Source organism: Klebsiella sp. C239 (assembly GCF_048822715.1).
GTDB lineage: Bacteria > Pseudomonadota > Gammaproteobacteria > Enterobacterales > Enterobacteriaceae > Klebsiella > Klebsiella quasipneumoniae.
Window position 1 is genome coordinate 46,290 of sequence record NZ_JBMEZK010000012.1, and the last position, 16,348, is coordinate 62,637.

Here is a 16,348-nt window from a genome sequence, read left to right on the forward strand (position 1 = left end):
TGACTCTCTATGTAGATGTAAAAAAGGCGGTCCATTGACCGCCTTCTCTGGCATTAACGTTACCGTAACTACTCTAAATTATCCAGGTCGCAGATGCGTTGGCTTGAAGAATGAAGAGTATCAGGATTTCTTCTTCTCGCGGCTATGCAGGCCACGCTTCTCCAGACCACGGTAAATCAGCTGCTGCTGGATAATGGTCACCAGGTTGCTGACGATGTAGTACACCACCAGGCCAGACGGGAACCACAGGAAGAACACCGTGAAGATGACCGGCATAAAGGTCATGATCTTCTGCTGCATCGGGTCGGTCACGGTGGTCGGCGACATCTTCTGGATGAAGAACATCGTCGCGCCCATGATGATCGGCAGGATGTAGTACGGGTCTTGTGCAGACAGATCGTGGATCCACAGGATAAACGGCGCATGACGCAGTTCTACCGAGGCGCTCAGCATGTAGTACAGCGCAAGGAAGATCGGCATCTGGATAATCAGCGGGAAGCAGCCGCCCAGCGGGTTCACTTTTTCCGCTTTATACAGCGCCATCATCTCCTGGCTTTGACGTTGTTTATCGTCGCCCAGACGCTCGCGCATGGCCTGAATTTTCGGCTGCAGCATACGCATCTTCGCCATGGAGGTGTACTGCGCTTTGGTCAGCGGGTACATGATGCCACGAACGATAAAGGTGATGACGATAATCGAGAAGCCCCAGTTGCCGAGGAAGCCGTGGATGAATTTCAGCAGCTTGAACAGCGGTTGGGAGATGAACCACAGCCAGCCGTAGTCGACGGTCAGATCCAGGTGCGGCGCGACGGCAGCCATTTTGTCCTGAATCGCCGGGCCGACCCACAGCGTGCTCTGCAGTTTGTCGGTTTGACCAGGCTGCACCAGTACCGGCTGAGATTTATAGCCGATAGCGACAATGCCGTTGCCGAGGTTGGCGGTGTAGAAGTTATTCGTCCCGTTATTCTGCGGCACCCACGCGGTGGTGAAGTACTGCTGCAGCATGGCAACCCAACCGTTTTTGGTGCTGACGTTCAGGTTTTCATTGTCCAGGATGGTATCGAATTTGTATTTTTCGTATTTCGAATCCGCGGTGGAGAACGCCGCGCCACGGAAAGTATGCATCGTGGACAGGCCGCCGGTCTGCGTATCGCGACTGGACGGCAGCGCGGCGGTCTGCTTCAGCTGACCGAAGGTCGAGACTTCCAGCGGTTTCTCGCTGGCGTTCTGCACGCTATAACCCACGTTCACCGCATAATCACCGCGTTTCAGGGTGAAGGTCTTGGTGAAGACGTTGCCGGCTTTGTCGGTATAGGTCAGCGGAATAACGATTTCGTTCTGGCCATCAGCCAGTACATACGCATCTTTATCAGCGTTATACAGCGGACGCGGGCCGTTAGCCGGGTTATCCGGGCCGTCACGACCGGTTAAGCCGCTCTGCGCCTGGTAGATAAACTGTGGCGTAGTTTCCAGTAACTGGAACGGTTCAGTCGATTTCAGCGCTTTCGGGTAAGCCGGAAGCAGCGCTTGCTCAACATCACCACCGCGGGTGTTGATGGTCAGATCAAGCACATCAGTTTTAACCGTAATCAGTTTCCCCTGCCCACTGGCCGGTACGCCCTGGTCGGCGGCGCTACCCGCTGCTGTGGTCGTAGTCTGCGTGGTCTGCTGCTGGGGTTGCGGATTTTTGTCCTGCTCCCAGGCTTGCCAGATCATGAAAGACACGAACAACAAAGCGATGATAAGAAGATTGCGTTGCGAATCCATCGTTAGTGTTCTCTGGTATCAAATGGTCCAGGCGGGACGGGATCGTCACCACCAGGGTGTAAAGGGTGGCATTTTAATACGCGTTTCATCGTCAACCAACTGCCTTTTATCACTCCAAACCTGCGTAAGGCCTCAATTCCGTATTGAGAACAGGTTGGGGTGAAACGGCAATGCGGCCCGAGTAGCGGACTAATCAGGCGCTGATAAACTCGAATCAGGCCGATCAGGACCCGCGAGCCAGGCGACAATGGCGGCGCCATAATTTTTCCAACGCTTCCGAGAGAGCACGGTTATCGAGGTCGGCAACCCCTCTTTTCGCCACCACCACGAAATCCATTGGCGGGAGTTCATGTTGACGCAAACGAAAACTTTCACGCGTCAGACGTTTAATCCGATTGCGTTCATGTGCGCGTTTCACGTTTTTCTTGGCGACGGTGAGACCGATGCGGGGATGCCCCAGCGAATTCAGGCGGCCGAGGATGGTGATTTGCGGCGTGCCAGCCCGTTGTGGCTGCTGGAAGACGAAAGTGAAATGACTGGGAGTTAACAAGCGTAACTCCCTGGGAAATGCGAGCTTAACCACGCAGGGTTAGCTTTATTACTTGGAAACGGTCAGACGAGCGCGGCCTTTAGCACGACGACGTGCCAGAACCTGACGACCATTTTTAGTAGCCATACGAGCACGGAAGCCGTGAGAACGGTTGCGCTTCAGTACAGACGGTTGAAAAGTGCGTTTCATGGCGATTTCTACCTAAACTTGAATAAATTCACTGACTTTTGCGTAGACCCGAACGAACTTCGAACGACTTACGCCTCAGCGTGGGTGATTAAAGAGGCCGGATTGTAATAATTGTACACTCCGGAGTCAATTCTCTTTCCTTATTTCTCGCACCTCGTCGCACAAAAAATAAGCTGAGACGCGTGACGAAAACGGGCATTACGCGCCGGGTGGGGGATTATACGGCCTGGCCAGTAAAGCGCAAGGATCCTGAAGGATCTTTGTTAGATCGTTTCCGCCCAAAAGCGGCATAGCTCATTAATTTTTCCAATATGCGGCGGAAATCGTGCTTCACTCTTCCCAGGATCGATTACACTTACCCGGTTTCGATCCTTCCTGTGGATAAATCGGGAAGAATCTGTTGAGAAACACAAGATCTCTTTCTCAGTTTAGGCTATGATCCCCGGTCCCGATCGCGATCCCCGGATCCGCAGCGGGAAATAACCGCAGATAGCGGTTCGCACGTCACCCCTTTTGTGCAGGGGCTTTTCGGCTAATGCAGGGTCTTGTCGACGTGTGCCAACAATCACGATTGTTTCAGTTTTTCTTTGATATCGATTTTATGTTCGAGTGGAGTCCGCCGTGTCACTTTCGCTTTGGCAGCAGTGTCTTGCCCGATTGCAGGATGAGTTACCAGCCACAGAATTCAGCATGTGGATCCGCCCATTGCAGGCGGAACTGAGCGATAACACGCTGGCACTGTATGCGCCAAACCGTTTTGTGCTCGACTGGGTAAGGGACAAATACCTCAATAATATCAATGGACTCCTCAATGATTTTTGCGGTGCGGACGCCCCACAGCTGCGTTTTGAGGTGGGAGCTAAGCCCGCCAGCTCGCTGCAGAAAGGGGCGGTAAGCCCGGCCGCGGCGACTATCCCGGCGGCGCAGGTGCAGACCGCGCGCGTGGCGCCGACGATCGTGCGCCCTGGCTGGGATAATGTCCCGGCGCCGGCGGAGCCGACCTACCGTTCTAACGTTAACGTGAAACACACGTTTGATAACTTCGTCGAAGGTAAATCTAACCAGCTGGCCCGCGCGGCGGCGCGTCAGGTGGCGGATAACCCGGGCGGCGCCTATAACCCCCTGTTCCTCTACGGCGGAACGGGTCTGGGTAAAACCCACCTGCTGCACGCGGTGGGGAACGGTATCGTGGCGCGTAAACCGAACGCCAAAGTGGTCTATATGCACTCGGAGCGTTTCGTTCAGGACATGGTTAAAGCGCTGCAGAACAACGCCATCGAAGAGTTTAAGCGCTACTACCGATCCGTTGACGCCCTGCTGATCGATGACATTCAGTTCTTCGCTAATAAAGAGCGATCCCAGGAAGAGTTTTTCCACACCTTCAATGCCTTGCTGGAAGGTAATCAGCAGATCATTTTGACTTCGGATCGTTATCCCAAAGAGATCAACGGCGTTGAAGATCGTCTGAAATCCCGCTTCGGCTGGGGGCTGACGGTGGCGATCGAGCCGCCGGAGCTGGAAACCCGCGTCGCGATCCTGATGAAAAAAGCCGATGAGAACGACATCCGCCTGCCGGGCGAAGTGGCGTTCTTTATTGCCAAGCGCCTGCGCTCAAACGTGCGTGAACTGGAGGGGGCGCTGAACCGCGTTATCGCCAACGCCAACTTCACCGGCCGGGCGATCACTATCGATTTCGTGCGCGAAGCGCTGCGCGATCTGCTGGCGCTGCAGGAAAAACTGGTCACCATCGACAATATTCAAAAGACGGTGGCGGAGTACTACAAGATTAAGGTAGCGGACCTGCTGTCCAAACGCCGCTCCCGTTCGGTGGCGCGTCCTCGCCAGATGGCGATGGCGCTGGCCAAAGAGCTGACCAACCACAGCCTGCCGGAAATCGGCGATGCGTTTGGCGGCCGCGACCATACCACCGTGCTGCACGCCTGCCGCAAGATTGAGCAGCTGCGTGAAGAAAGCCACGACATTAAAGAAGATTTTTCCAATTTAATCAGAACATTATCCTCGTGACGCTATGAAATTTACCGTAGAACGTGAACATTTATTAAAACCGCTGCAACAGGTGAGCGGTCCGTTAGGTGGTCGTCCGACGCTGCCCATTCTCGGTAACCTGCTGCTTCAGGTCGCGGACGGCGCGCTGTCGCTGACCGGTACCGATCTTGAAATGGAGATGGTGGCGCGCGTGGCGCTGGTTCAGCCGCACGAAGCGGGCGCCACCACCGTTCCGGCGCGTAAATTCTTTGATATCTGCCGCGGCCTGCCGGAAGGCGCGGAGATCGCGGTGCAGCTGGAAGGCGATCGCATGCTGGTGCGTTCCGGCCGCAGCCGCTTCTCGCTGTCGACCCTGCCCGCTGCCGACTTCCCGAATCTTGACGACTGGCAGAGCGAGGTGGAATTTACCCTGCCGCAGGCGACCATGAAGCGTCTGATCGAAGCGACGCAGTTCTCGATGGCGCACCAGGATGTTCGTTACTACTTAAACGGTATGCTGTTCGAAACCGAAGGCAGCGAACTGCGCACCGTCGCTACCGACGGTCACCGTCTGGCGGTCTGTTCGATGCCGCTGGAAGCGTCGCTGCCGAACCATTCGGTGATCGTGCCGCGTAAAGGGGTGATTGAGCTGATGCGGATGCTCGACGGCGGTGATACGCCGCTGCGCGTGCAGATCGGCAGCAATAATATCCGCGCCCATGTCGGCGATTTTATCTTCACTTCGAAGCTGGTTGATGGCCGTTTCCCGGATTATCGCCGCGTATTGCCGAAAAATCCGGATAAACACCTCGAAGCGGGCTGCGATATTCTGAAGCAGGCTTTTGCCCGCGCGGCGATTCTCTCCAATGAGAAATTCCGCGGCGTGCGGCTGTACGTTAGCGAAAATCAGCTGAAAATCACCGCCAATAACCCGGAGCAGGAAGAAGCGGAAGAGATTCTGGACGTGACCTACGCCGGCACGGAGATGGAGATTGGCTTCAACGTTAGCTACGTGCTGGATGTGCTGAACGCGCTGAAGTGCGAGAATGTGCGCATTCTGCTGACGGATTCGGTGTCGAGCGTGCAGATTGAGGATGCGGCTTCACAAAGCGCAGCCTATGTTGTCATGCCTATGCGCTTATAGAAAATATCGGGCTATCTTACTTGCCATTTTCAACCTGGGCTGTGCTCGTCCCTGTCACGTACTTCGTGTACGCTCCAGGGTCTGCGCGCAGTCCGCGTTGAAACTGGCTGCGCCGATTACGCCCTGGCCCGAAGAAACCCAGATATGTCACTGACGCGCTTACTTATCAAAGATTTCCGCAATATTGAACATGCGGATCTCGCTTTATCTCCCGGCTTTAACTTCCTGGTTGGCGCGAACGGCAGCGGCAAAACCAGCGTGCTGGAAGCCATCTACACGCTTGGCCATGGCCGGGCGTTTCGCAGTTTGCAAATTGGCCGGGTGATCCGCCACGAGCAGGAGGCCTTTGTTCTGCATGGCCGTCTGCAAGGCGAAGAGCGGGAAACCGCCATCGGCCTGACCAAAGACAAACAGGGCGACAGCAAGGTGCGTATCGACGGCACCGACGGCCACAAAGTGGCGGAGCTGGCGCACCTGATGCCGATGCAGCTGATTACGCCGGAGGGGTTTACTTTACTCAACGGCGGCCCCAAATACAGAAGAGCATTCCTTGACTGGGGATGCTTTCATAACGAAGCCGGATTCTTCACCGCCTGGAGCAACCTGAAGCGCCTGGTCAAGCAGCGCAACGCCGCGCTGCGTCAGGTCAGCCGTTATGCCCAGCTGCGCCCATGGGATCTGGAATTAATCCCGCTGGCGGAGCAGATCAGCCGCTGGCGTGCCGAATACAGCGCCGCTATCGTCGAAGACATGGCGGATACCTGTCAGCAATTTTTACCGGAATTCTCGCTCTCTTTCTCCTTCCAGCGCGGCTGGGAAAAAGAGACCGACTACGCTGAAGTGCTGGAGCGGAATTTCGAGCGTGACAGAATGTTAACCTATACCGCCCACGGCCCGCATAAAGCGGATTTCCGTATTCGCGCCGACGGGGCGCCGGTGGAAGATACCTTGTCGCGCGGGCAGCTTAAGCTGCTGATGTGCGCCCTGCGTCTGGCGCAGGGCGAGTTCCTCACCCGCGTCAGCGGGCGGCGCTGCCTGTACCTGATAGATGATTTTGCCTCGGAACTCGATGATGCCCGCCGCGGTCTGTTATCCAGTCGCCTGAAAGCGACGCAGTCGCAGGTTTTCGTCAGCGCCATCAGCGCTGAGCACGTTATGGACATGTCGGACAAAAATTCGAAGATGTTCCGCGTGGAAAAAGGTAAAATAACGGATTAACCCAAGATTAAATGAGCGAGAAACGTTGATGTCGAATTCTTATGACTCCTCCAGTATCAAAGTCCTGAAAGGGCTGGATGCGGTGCGTAAGCGCCCGGGTATGTATATCGGCGACACGGATGACGGCACCGGTCTGCACCACATGGTATTCGAGGTTGTGGATAACGCTATCGACGAAGCGCTCGCGGGTTACTGCAAAGATATCGTGGTGACCATCCACAGCGATAACTCCGTCTCCGTCCAGGATGACGGCCGCGGCATCCCGACCGGCATTCACCCGGAAGAGGGCGTCTCCGCAGCGGAAGTTATCATGACCGTCCTGCACGCTGGCGGTAAATTCGATGATAACTCCTATAAAGTCTCCGGCGGTCTGCACGGCGTAGGCGTCTCGGTGGTTAACGCCTTGTCGCAGAAGCTGGAGCTGGTTATCCAGCGCGATAACAAAGTGCACAAGCAGATGTATGAGCACGGTGTGCCGCAGGCGCCGCTGGCCGTGACCGGCGAGACCGACAAAACCGGCACCATGGTGCGTTTCTGGCCGAGCCTGGAAACCTTCACCAACGTCACCGAGTTTGAATACGATATCCTGGCGAAACGCCTGCGCGAACTGTCGTTCCTGAACTCCGGAGTCTCTATCCGCCTGCGCGATAAGCGCGACGGCAAAGAAGATCATTTCCACTACGAAGGCGGCATCAAGGCGTTCGTTGAGTATCTCAACAAGAACAAAACGCCGATCCACCCGAATATCTTCTATTTCTCTACTGAAAAAGACGGTATCGGCGTGGAAGTGGCCCTGCAGTGGAACGACGGCTTCCAGGAAAACATTTACTGCTTTACCAACAACATTCCGCAGCGTGACGGGGGGACTCACCTTGCCGGCTTCCGCGCGGCGATGACCCGTACCCTCAACGCCTACATGGACAAAGAGGGCTACAGCAAAAAAGCGAAAGTCAGCGCCACCGGCGACGACGCCCGTGAAGGCCTGATTGCCGTGGTATCGGTGAAAGTGCCGGATCCGAAGTTCTCCTCGCAGACCAAAGACAAGCTGGTCTCCTCCGAGGTGAAATCGGCGGTTGAGCAGCAGATGAACGAACTGCTGAGCGAATACCTGCTGGAAAATCCGTCCGATGCGAAAATCGTGGTCGGCAAAATTATTGACGCCGCGCGCGCGCGCGAAGCCGCGCGTCGTGCCCGTGAGATGACCCGCCGTAAAGGCGCGCTGGATCTGGCTGGCCTGCCGGGCAAACTGGCGGACTGCCAGGAACGCGACCCGGCGCTCTCCGAACTGTACCTGGTGGAAGGGGACTCCGCGGGCGGCTCTGCGAAGCAGGGGCGTAACCGCAAGAATCAGGCGATCCTGCCGCTGAAGGGCAAAATCCTCAACGTTGAGAAAGCCCGCTTCGACAAGATGCTCTCTTCCCAGGAAGTGGCCACGCTGATCACCGCTCTGGGCTGCGGCATCGGCCGCGATGAGTACAACCCGGACAAACTGCGCTATCACAGCATCATCATCATGACCGATGCGGACGTCGACGGCTCGCACATTCGTACCCTGCTGTTGACCTTCTTCTATCGTCAGATGCCGGAGATCGTCGAGCGCGGCCATGTCTATATTGCTCAGCCGCCGCTGTACAAAGTGAAGAAAGGCAAGCAGGAACAGTATATTAAAGACGACGAAGCGATGGATCAGTATCAGATTGCCATCGCCCTCGACGGCGCCACCCTGCATACCAACGCCAATGCGCCAGCGCTGGCGGGCGAACCGCTGGAAAAACTGGTTGCTGAGTTTAACGCCACCCAGAAAATGATTGGCCGCATGGAGCGCCGCTTCCCGAAAGCGCTGCTGAAAGAGCTTATCTATCAGCCGACCCTGACCGAGGCCGATCTGGCGGACGAACAGAAGGTGACCCGCTGGGTGAACACTCTGGTCTCCGAGCTGAATGAGAAAGAGCAGCACGGCAGCCAGTGGAAATTTGATCTCCATGAGAACAAAGAGCTGCAGCATTTTGAACCGGTTATTCGCGTTCGTACCCACGGCGTGGATACCGACTATCCGCTGGATAATGAGTTCATTATGGGGCCGGAATATCGCCGTATCTGTACCCTGGGCGAGAAACTGCGCGGCCTGATGGAAGAAGATGCTTACATCGAGCGCGGCGAACGCCGTCAGCCGGTAGCCAGCTTTGAGCAGGCTCTGGACTGGCTGGTGAAAGAGTCCCGTCGCGGCCTCTCTATCCAGCGCTATAAAGGTCTGGGCGAGATGAACCCGGATCAGCTGTGGGAGACCACCATGGATCCGGACAGCCGCCGTATGCTGCGCGTGACCGTCAAGGACGCGATTGCCGCCGACCAGCTGTTCACTACCCTGATGGGTGATGCCGTTGAACCGCGTCGCGCGTTTATCGAAGAGAACGCCCTGAAAGCGGCGAATATCGATATCTAAGCCGTGTGTTCCCCCGGCGCGAGTTTGACCGGGGTAACGGAATGTCTGAGCCCGGTCGCATAGCGCGACCGGGCTTTTCTTTGCCAGTAAAAGGGGAATCCTCTGCTGCGGTTCCATCCCCCTTTCTGGCCGACACTTTTACTGTTTTTTGAGCGGAATCGCGTTAGCATGAGGGAAGACTCATCTTACCCGGGGATCCTATGGCTATTAAACTGATTGCAATTGATATGGATGGCACGCTGCTGCTGCCCGATCACACTATCTCTCCCGCCGTTAAAAACGCCATTGCCGCCGCCCGTGAAAAAGGGGTGAACGTGGTGCTGACTACCGGCCGCCCTTACGCGGGTGTCCACAGCTATCTGAAAGAGCTGCATATGGAGCAGCCGGGTGATTACTGCATCACCTACAATGGCGCGCTGGTGCAGAAAGCCGGGGACGGCAGCACCGTCGCACAAACCGCGCTGAGCTATGACGACTATCGCTTCCTCGAACAGCTCTCCCGCGAAGTCGGCTCCCACTTCCACGCGCTCGATCGCAATACGCTGTATACCGCGAATCGCGATATCAGCTACTACACCGTGCATGAATCCTATGTGGCGACCATCCCGCTGGTGTTCTGCGAAGCGGAAAAGATGGACCCTGAGATCCAGCTGCTGAAGGTAATGATGATCGATGAGCCGGCGATCCTCGACAAGGCCATCGCCCGTATCCCGGCGGAAGTGAAAGAAAAGTACACCGTGCTGAAAAGCGCGCCTTACTTCCTCGAAATACTGGATAAACGCGTCAATAAAGGCACCGGCGTGAAGTCGCTGGCCGATGCGCTGGGTATCAAACCGGAAGAGATTATGGCGATAGGCGATCAGGAAAATGATATCGCGATGATTGAATTTGCCGGCGTCGGCGTGGCGATGGATAACGCCATTCCGGCGGTCAAAGAAGCGGCGAACTTCATTACCAAATCGAACCTCGATGATGGCGTCGCCTTCGCTATTGAAAAATACGTTTTAGCGTAAGCTTCCTTCAGGTCCGGCGTTCGTCGGGCCTGTCTTCTCTTTTTTCATGAACAGATGTTAATCCGCATTTAAATCCCTTATTCCGCACAGGGGATTCTATAAGCTACCCGCCCTCTTTTTTTGCAATTCAGAACTAACATCAGATTTTTCATGAATAAACGCCATTATTTGATGTTGGTTACGCTGCCATTCGCCTCTGTTCAGATCTGCGCGGCCGCGGAACCAACGACGCCGCTTGAGCCGGCGTACGCCTATCACGGCGCCGAGCCCGCGGATCTGCCGGCGCCAGAAAGTCGCCAGTCTGCGGCGACAGCATCGTCCTCGCTACTCCCTTTGCTAGGCGACGAGGCCAGAAAGCGTGGCTACGTCCTGCCGCTGCCGTTTGGCGTCAGCATTAACTATATGGATATGCGGCAGAATATTAATGTCGACAGCATTAGCTTCACCGGCCTGTCGCTGGACGGCCGCAATATCGATTGCGGTAAGGATCCTGTTTGCAAACGCGCCGTGAAGCACATTTTCGGAAATGGGCCGGTCTCGCTGGATAACGCCTTCCAGATTGGCGTCGGTAATACGCGGGAAAGCAGCAAAACCGAGACGCTCAAGCTGGATGCCTGGCTGCTGCCGTTTATGAATGTTTATGGTCTCGTCGGACACACCGAGGGGCACTCCATTTCGCAGATTGCCGTCGGGCTGAAGGGGCCGAACGGCAAAGTGGTGCCGATGCCGGGGATGCAGGACCTCGACTTTCGCCTCGATTTTAAAGGCACCACCTATGGGATGGGCACCACGCTGGTGGGCGGCATCGGCAACTGGTTTACCGTACTGGACGCTAACTACACCCAGACGCGCTTTGATATCCTCGACGGCAGCATCGATGCGTTTACCTTTTCTCCTCGCGTAGGCTATCGTTTCAATACGCCATCGGTCGATGCGCTACATCTCCCGGCCGGAAAGCTGAATCTATGGGTCGGCAGCATGTATCAGGACGTGCAGCAAGAGTTTAAGGGTAGCCTTAACGATCTCTCGATGCCGTCGCCGATGCTGCAAAACATGGTCAACCTGGCCAACCAGGACAATCATGGCCGCTTTGATGTGAAACAGCATCTGCAGTCGCCGTGGAACGTGCTGGTGGGAGCGCAGTATGAGCTGACGCAGAATTTTAATATCACCACGGAGTTTGGTTTTGCCGAGCGTAACAGCTTCTTTATCTCCGGCGAGTATCGCTTTTGAGCCGACCGCTTAACCCTGTTCTGTTGCTTCTGACATGGGCGCTATGCGCGCCGGTCCAGGCGCAGGCCATCAGCCGCGAGCAAATCGACGGCTGGCTGCAGCATCTCGGCGCCAGCGATGAATTCGACGCCAGCAAAGGCATTGACTGGGGCGTGATGCCCGGTCCGTTCTATACGCCGGAGCTGGGGCTGGGCATCGGCACTGCCGTCGTCGGTCTCTACCGTCCCGATCCGCAGGATACCACCAGCCAGAATTCCACGCTGACGCTCAGCGGCTACGCCAGCTCCACCGGCGCCTTCGGCCTTAGCGTGAAAAACTACGCTTTTTTTGACCACGACCGATGGCGAATTTTTGTTGATGGATCGATGGCCAACACCCCGACGTACTTCTGGGGACAAGGCTTTCATGCCGGCGATAAAGACAACGAAAAAGAGAAATATACCGCCCAGGTGCTGACCCTGCGCCCGACGGTCTACCGGCAGCTTATCGACAATGTTTATCTCGGCGCCGGATGGTCGCTGGCGGCGCAGAATGCCGATGAGATGGACCATAACGATCTGCCGAAAATTGAAAATACCCCGCAGGGGCCGTCGGTATTCAGCTCGGGCGCCAGCGTCGCGCTCAACTGGGACGATCGCGACTTCGTCCCCAATCCGCGCCGGGGTCAGTATGCCAACTTCCGTTACACCCACTATGCGCCCGGCTTAGGCAGCGATACCCGCTTTGACGAATTTCAGCTGCACTATAGCCATTATCATGCCCTCAGCGAGAAGAGCGTCCTCGCCTGGGAGGCCGATGGCGCTTTCACCCAGGGCGATGTGCCGTGGAGCATGATGCCCCTGCTGGGCAGCGATGAGCGGATGCGCGGCTACTATCAGGGGCGTTATCGCGACAAAAACGTCGTTAGCAGCCAACTGGAATACCGCCGGCAGCTCACCTGGCGACACGGGATTGTGGCCTGGGCCGGGGCGGGAACCATGGGGCCATCCATGGATTCCCTGAATGACGGACGCTGGCTGCCTTCGGCGGGCGTCGGCTACCGCTTTGAATTCAAACCTCGCGTTAACGTTCGCCTCGACTACGGTATCGGCAAAGGCAGCAGCGGCTTTTACTTCCAGGTCGGCGAAGCGTTTTAACGCGTCCTCCCCTTCTTTTTCTCTCTTATCGCCTCTTGCCAGGGCTGCTGCGTTTTAATTTTCATGGATTGTTCTTTTTGTGATCCAAATTGTAGTACAACACAATAATATTGTACTACAGTGCGCTCATGTTGATAACGTACAGCATCACGTTAGTAGTACAAACATGAGGCGAAATTCAGCAGCGACGGTAAAGTAGAGCAGTACACATAGAGCACAAGGACTCTCCATGACTCTCAATAAGACCGATCGCATTGTGATCTCGCTGGGCAGACAAATCGTCAGCGGTAAATACGTTCCCGGTTCGGCGCTTCCGGCCGAAGCGGAACTCTGTGAGGAGTTTGAAACCTCGCGCAACATCATCCGCGAAGTGTTTCGTTCCCTGATGGCGAAGCGGCTGATTGAAATGAAGCGCTATCGCGGCGCGTTTGTCGCCTCCAGAAACCAGTGGAACTACCTCGATACCGAGGTGCTGCAGTGGGTACTGGAAAATGACTATGACCCGCGTCTTATCAGCGCCATGAGTGAAGTGCGCAACCTGGTTGAACCCGCCATCGCACGTTGGGCGGCGGAACGCGCCACCTCAAGCGATCTGGCGGAAATCGAGTCGGCGCTGAATGACATGATTGCTAACAACCAAAACCGGGATGCCTTTAACGAAGCGGATATTCGCTACCACGAGGCGGTGCTGCAGTCAGTACATAATCCGGTTTTGCAGCAGCTTAGCGTGGCGATCAGTTCGCTGCAGCGGGCGGTATTTGAACGGACCTGGATGGGCGATGAAGGCAACATGCCGAAAACACTCCAGGAACATAAAGCGCTATTTGACGCCATTCGGCATCAGGATAGCGACGCGGCAGAGCAGGCGGCGTTGACGATGATCGCCAGCTCGACACGAAGGCTCAAGGAAATCACATGACGGCTCGCTACATCGCAATAGATTGGGGATCGACGAATTTACGCGCCTGGCTGTACCAAGGCGAAGAATGCCTGGAAAGCAGGCAATCTGAAGCAGGCGTAACGCGCCTGAATGGTCGATCTCCCGCTGCGGTGTTAGCGGAAATCACACAATACTGGCGCGATGGCGCCACACCGGTGGTGATGGCAGGTATGGTCGGTAGCAACGTGGGCTGGAAAATTGCCCCTTATTTGCCGCTTCCTGCCGCTTTCTCGGATATTGGCCAGCAGTTAACTGCCGTTGGCGACAATATCTGGATAATTCCCGGCCTTTGCGTTTCCCGTGACGATAACCATAACGTCATGCGCGGGGAAGAAACGCAACTGCTGGGCGCACGCGCCTTAGCCCCTTCGTCTGTCTATGTGATGCCAGGAACCCACTGCAAATGGGTACTGGCCGATCGCCTGCAAATTCACGATTTTCGTACCGTTTTGACCGGTGAGTTGCATCATCTGTTGCTTCAGCACTCGCTGGTGGGCGCCGGCTTGCCGCCGCAGGAAACGTCCGCCGATGCATTCGCGGCCGGTCTGCAGCGCGGTATCAACAACCCCGCCGTCCTGCCGCAGCTGTTTGAAGTGCGCGCTTCGCACGTGCTGGGCGCGTTGCCTCGCGAGCAGGTTAGCGAATTTCTTTCCGGCCTGCTGATTGGCGCTGAAGTGGCCACCCTCAGCGCCACGTTCGCCGGAGAGCAGGCGATTACCCTCGTCGCCGGGTCATCGTTAACGTCCCGCTATCAGCAGGCATTCCGCGCCATTGGCCGCGAAGTCACTGCGGTTGCGGGCGATACGGCATTTCAGACAGGAATAAGGAGCATCGCTTATGCAGTGGCAAACTAACCTTCCGCTTATCGCTATTCTGCGCGGTATTACGCCAGACGAGGCGCTGGCTCACGTTGGCGCCGTTATCGACGCCGGTTTCGACGCGGTCGAAATCCCGCTGAACTCGCCGCAGTGGGAGAAAAGTATTCCGCAGGTCGTCGACGCTTACGGCGAGCAGGCGCTTATCGGCGCGGGCACCGTGCTGCAACCGGAGCAGGTCGATCGGCTGGCGGCCATGGGTTGTCGGCTGATTGTGACGCCAAACATTCAACCGGAAGTGATCCGGCGAGCGGTGGGTTACGGCATGACCGTTTGTCCAGGCTGCGCCACCGCCAGCGAAGCTTTCAGCGCACTCGATGCCGGCGCGCAGGCGCTGAAAATTTTCCCGTCATCGGCTTTTGGCCCGGATTACATCAAAGCGTTGAAAGCCGTGCTGCCGCCCGAGGTTCCGGTCTTTGCCGTCGGCGGCGTGACGCCGGAAAACCTGGCGCAGTGGATTAAAGCCGGCTGTGTGGGGGCTGGGCTGGGGAGCGATCTCTATCGTGCCGGCCAGTCGGTTGAACGTACCGCGCAGCAGGCAGCCGCATTCGTAAAAGCGTATCGAGAGGCAGTGAAATGAAAATAACCAATATCACCACGTACCGTTTACCTCCGCGTTGGATGTTCCTGAAGATTGAAACCGATGAAGGCATCGTCGGCTGGGGAGAACCGGTGATTGAAGGGCGCGCCAGAACGGTGGAAGCCGCCGTTCATGAATTTGGCGATTATCTGATTGGTCAGGATCCGGCGCGGATTAATGACCTGTGGCAGGTGATGTACCGCGGCGGCTTTTATCGCGGCGGTCCGATTATGATGAGCGCCATCGCCGGTATTGACCAGGCGTTATGGGATATTAAAGGTAAGGTCCTGAATGCCCCGGTCTGGCAACTGATGGGCGGGCTGGTGCGCGACAAAATTAAAGCCTACAGTTGGGTGGGCGGCGACCGCCCCGCCGAAGTGATTGACGGGATTAAGAAGCTGCGCGGCATTGGTTTCGATACCTTTAAATTAAACGGCTGCGAAGAGATGGGCATCATTGATAATTCCCGCGCGGTTGATGCTGCGGTGAATACCGTGGCGCAAATCCGCGAAGCGTTTGGCAATGAAATTGAGTTTGGCCTCGATTTTCATGGTCGGGTAAGCGCGCCGATGGCCAAAGTATTAATTAAAGAGCTGGAACCGTATCGCCCATTATTTATTGAGGAGCCGGTATTAGCCGAGCAGGCGGAATATTATCCGCGGCTGGCGGCGCAAACCCATATCCCTATTGCCGCCGGCGAACGTATGTTTTCGCGTTTTGAATTTAAACGGGTCCTTGAAGCGGGCGGGGTGGCTATTTTACAACCCGATCTGTCGCACGCAGGCGGTATTACCGAATGCTATAAAATTGCCGGCATGGCGGAAGCCTATGACGTTGGGCTGGCGCCGCACTGTCCGCTGGGGCCGATCGCACTGGCAGCCTGTCTGCACGTTGATTTCGTTTCGCATAACGCGGTCTTCCAGGAGCAGAGCATGGGGATCCACTACAACAAAGGCGCCGAACTGCTTGATTTTGTGAAAAACAAAGAAGATTTCAATATGGAAGGCGGCTTCTTTAAACCATTGACGAAGCCGGGGCTGGGCGTGGAAATTGATGAGGCCCGCGTGATTGAGTTAAGTAAAAACGCGCCGGACTGGCGAAACCCGTTGTGGCGGTATGAGGATGGCTCTGTCGCCGAATGGTAAATGCGCGTCATACTTCGCGCTGGTGATGCGTTGGCTGCATTTTCTTACCCTGGTCACATACGATTGTATGCTCCCAGGGATGCGAAAATTTGCCGCCTTTCCCCAGCACAAATTATTTAGCGCATCGCA

Annotated in this window: 15 protein-coding genes; 11 read left to right on the top strand and 4 right to left on the bottom strand. The window is 56.2% G+C overall.

The window, feature by feature from the left end; all coding sequences use genetic code 11:
- Positions 1-120 precede the first annotated feature (120 nt).
- The 4 genes from yidC to rpmH are packed head-to-tail and all read right to left on the bottom strand — an operon-like array spanning position 121 to position 2,506.
- Positions 121-1,767, bottom strand: coding sequence for a membrane protein insertase YidC (yidC, locus tag ACOI6Z_RS23835; protein WP_023291460.1), 1,647 nt, complete (start codon positions 1,765-1,767; stop codon positions 121-123).
- A gap of 2 nt (positions 1,768-1,769) precedes the next feature.
- Positions 1,770-2,027, bottom strand: a complete 258-nt coding sequence (gene yidD, locus ACOI6Z_RS23840) for a membrane protein insertion efficiency factor YidD (protein WP_004151536.1) — start codon at positions 2,025-2,027, stop codon at positions 1,770-1,772.
- On the bottom strand, positions 1,991-2,350 hold the full coding sequence (rnpA, locus tag ACOI6Z_RS23845; protein ID WP_004151535.1) for a ribonuclease P protein component: 360 nt from the start codon (positions 2,348-2,350) through the stop codon (positions 1,991-1,993). Before rnpA ends, yidD begins: the two co-directional genes overlap by 37 nt.
- A 15-nt stretch (positions 2,351-2,365) precedes the next feature.
- Positions 2,366-2,506 carry a 50S ribosomal protein L34 gene (rpmH, locus tag ACOI6Z_RS23850; protein WP_000831330.1) on the bottom strand — a complete coding sequence of 47 codons (141 nt, stop codon included), beginning with the start codon at positions 2,504-2,506 and terminating at the stop codon, positions 2,366-2,368.
- A 621-nt stretch (positions 2,507-3,127) separates the two neighbouring features.
- Here rpmH and dnaA point away from each other — a divergent pair.
- The 11 genes from dnaA to dgoD all read left to right on the top strand — a co-directional run bounded on the left by dnaA (position 3,128) and on the right by dgoD (position 16,219).
- Positions 3,128-4,531: a chromosomal replication initiator protein DnaA gene (gene dnaA / locus ACOI6Z_RS23855; RefSeq protein ID WP_017899658.1), complete on the top strand. Its 1,404-nt coding sequence runs from the start codon at positions 3,128-3,130 to the stop codon at positions 4,529-4,531.
- Between the two features lie 4 nt (positions 4,532-4,535).
- Entirely contained in the window at positions 4,536-5,636 is a 1,101-nt protein-coding gene (gene dnaN, locus ACOI6Z_RS23860) for a DNA polymerase III subunit beta (RefSeq protein WP_004145090.1), read from the top strand.
- Between the two features lie 144 nt (positions 5,637-5,780).
- Positions 5,781-6,854 (top strand): DNA replication/repair protein RecF, encoded by a 1,074-nt coding sequence (recF, locus tag ACOI6Z_RS23865; RefSeq protein WP_023291459.1) that lies wholly within the window; start codon positions 5,781-5,783, stop codon positions 6,852-6,854.
- Positions 6,855-6,882: 28 nt separating this feature from the next.
- A complete protein-coding gene (gyrB, locus tag ACOI6Z_RS23870) occupies positions 6,883-9,297 on the top strand; it encodes a DNA topoisomerase (ATP-hydrolyzing) subunit B (protein ID WP_004202281.1) in 2,415 nt (804 codons plus the stop codon).
- A gap of 200 nt (positions 9,298-9,497) precedes the next feature.
- Positions 9,498-10,310, top strand: coding sequence for a sugar-phosphatase (yidA, locus tag ACOI6Z_RS23875; protein WP_023291455.1), 813 nt, complete (start codon positions 9,498-9,500; stop codon positions 10,308-10,310).
- A gap of 150 nt (positions 10,311-10,460) precedes the next feature.
- Positions 10,461-11,543: a hypothetical protein gene (locus ACOI6Z_RS23880; RefSeq protein ID WP_074423663.1), complete on the top strand. Its 1,083-nt coding sequence runs from the start codon at positions 10,461-10,463 to the stop codon at positions 11,541-11,543.
- Between the two features lie 20 nt (positions 11,544-11,563).
- The gene (locus ACOI6Z_RS23885) at positions 11,564-12,679 is read left to right on the top strand and encodes a BamA/TamA family outer membrane protein (protein ID WP_162543142.1); all 1,116 of its coding nucleotides are present in this window, start codon (positions 11,564-11,566) and stop codon (positions 12,677-12,679) included.
- A 229-nt stretch (positions 12,680-12,908) separates the two neighbouring features.
- Entirely contained in the window at positions 12,909-13,598 is a 690-nt protein-coding gene (gene dgoR / locus ACOI6Z_RS23890) for a D-galactonate utilization transcriptional regulator DgoR (protein ID WP_032454431.1), read from the top strand.
- Positions 13,595-14,473, top strand: coding sequence for a 2-dehydro-3-deoxygalactonokinase (locus ACOI6Z_RS23895; protein WP_032454430.1), 879 nt, complete (start codon positions 13,595-13,597; stop codon positions 14,471-14,473). The genes dgoR and ACOI6Z_RS23895 overlap by 4 nt, the downstream gene beginning before the upstream one ends.
- Complete coding sequence (locus ACOI6Z_RS23900; protein WP_044525097.1) at positions 14,457-15,074, top strand: 2-dehydro-3-deoxy-6-phosphogalactonate aldolase; 618 nt, start codon at positions 14,457-14,459, stop codon at positions 15,072-15,074. The genes ACOI6Z_RS23895 and ACOI6Z_RS23900 overlap by 17 nt, the downstream gene beginning before the upstream one ends.
- On the top strand, positions 15,071-16,219 hold the full coding sequence (gene dgoD, locus ACOI6Z_RS23905; protein ID WP_032454428.1) for a galactonate dehydratase: 1,149 nt from the start codon (positions 15,071-15,073) through the stop codon (positions 16,217-16,219). The genes ACOI6Z_RS23900 and dgoD overlap by 4 nt, the downstream gene beginning before the upstream one ends.
- Positions 16,220-16,348 lie beyond the last annotated feature (129 nt).

What these genes read in the sequence shown, in the direction of transcription:
- yidC (WP_023291460.1), bottom strand. Translation starts at nt 1,767, where the DNA reads ATGGATTCGCAACGCAATCTTCTTATCATCGCTTTGTTGTTCGTGTCT.
- yidD (WP_004151536.1), bottom strand. Translation starts at nt 2,027, where the DNA reads ATGGCGCCGCCATTGTCGCCTGGCTCGCGGGTCCTGATCGGCCTGATT.
- rpmH (WP_000831330.1), bottom strand. Translation starts at nt 2,506, where the DNA reads ATGAAACGCACTTTTCAACCGTCTGTACTGAAGCGCAACCGTTCTCAC.
- dnaN (WP_004145090.1), top strand. Translation starts at nt 4,536, where the DNA reads ATGAAATTTACCGTAGAACGTGAACATTTATTAAAACCGCTGCAACAG.
- recF (WP_023291459.1), top strand. Translation starts at nt 5,781, where the DNA reads ATGTCACTGACGCGCTTACTTATCAAAGATTTCCGCAATATTGAACAT.
- gyrB (WP_004202281.1), top strand. Translation starts at nt 6,883, where the DNA reads ATGTCGAATTCTTATGACTCCTCCAGTATCAAAGTCCTGAAAGGGCTG.
- yidA (WP_023291455.1), top strand. Translation starts at nt 9,498, where the DNA reads ATGGCTATTAAACTGATTGCAATTGATATGGATGGCACGCTGCTGCTG.
- ACOI6Z_RS23880 (WP_074423663.1), top strand. Translation starts at nt 10,461, where the DNA reads ATGAATAAACGCCATTATTTGATGTTGGTTACGCTGCCATTCGCCTCT.
- dgoR (WP_032454431.1), top strand. Translation starts at nt 12,909, where the DNA reads ATGACTCTCAATAAGACCGATCGCATTGTGATCTCGCTGGGCAGACAA.
- ACOI6Z_RS23895 (WP_032454430.1), top strand. Translation starts at nt 13,595, where the DNA reads ATGACGGCTCGCTACATCGCAATAGATTGGGGATCGACGAATTTACGC.
- ACOI6Z_RS23900 (WP_044525097.1), top strand. Translation starts at nt 14,457, where the DNA reads ATGCAGTGGCAAACTAACCTTCCGCTTATCGCTATTCTGCGCGGTATT.
- dgoD (WP_032454428.1), top strand. Translation starts at nt 15,071, where the DNA reads ATGAAAATAACCAATATCACCACGTACCGTTTACCTCCGCGTTGGATG.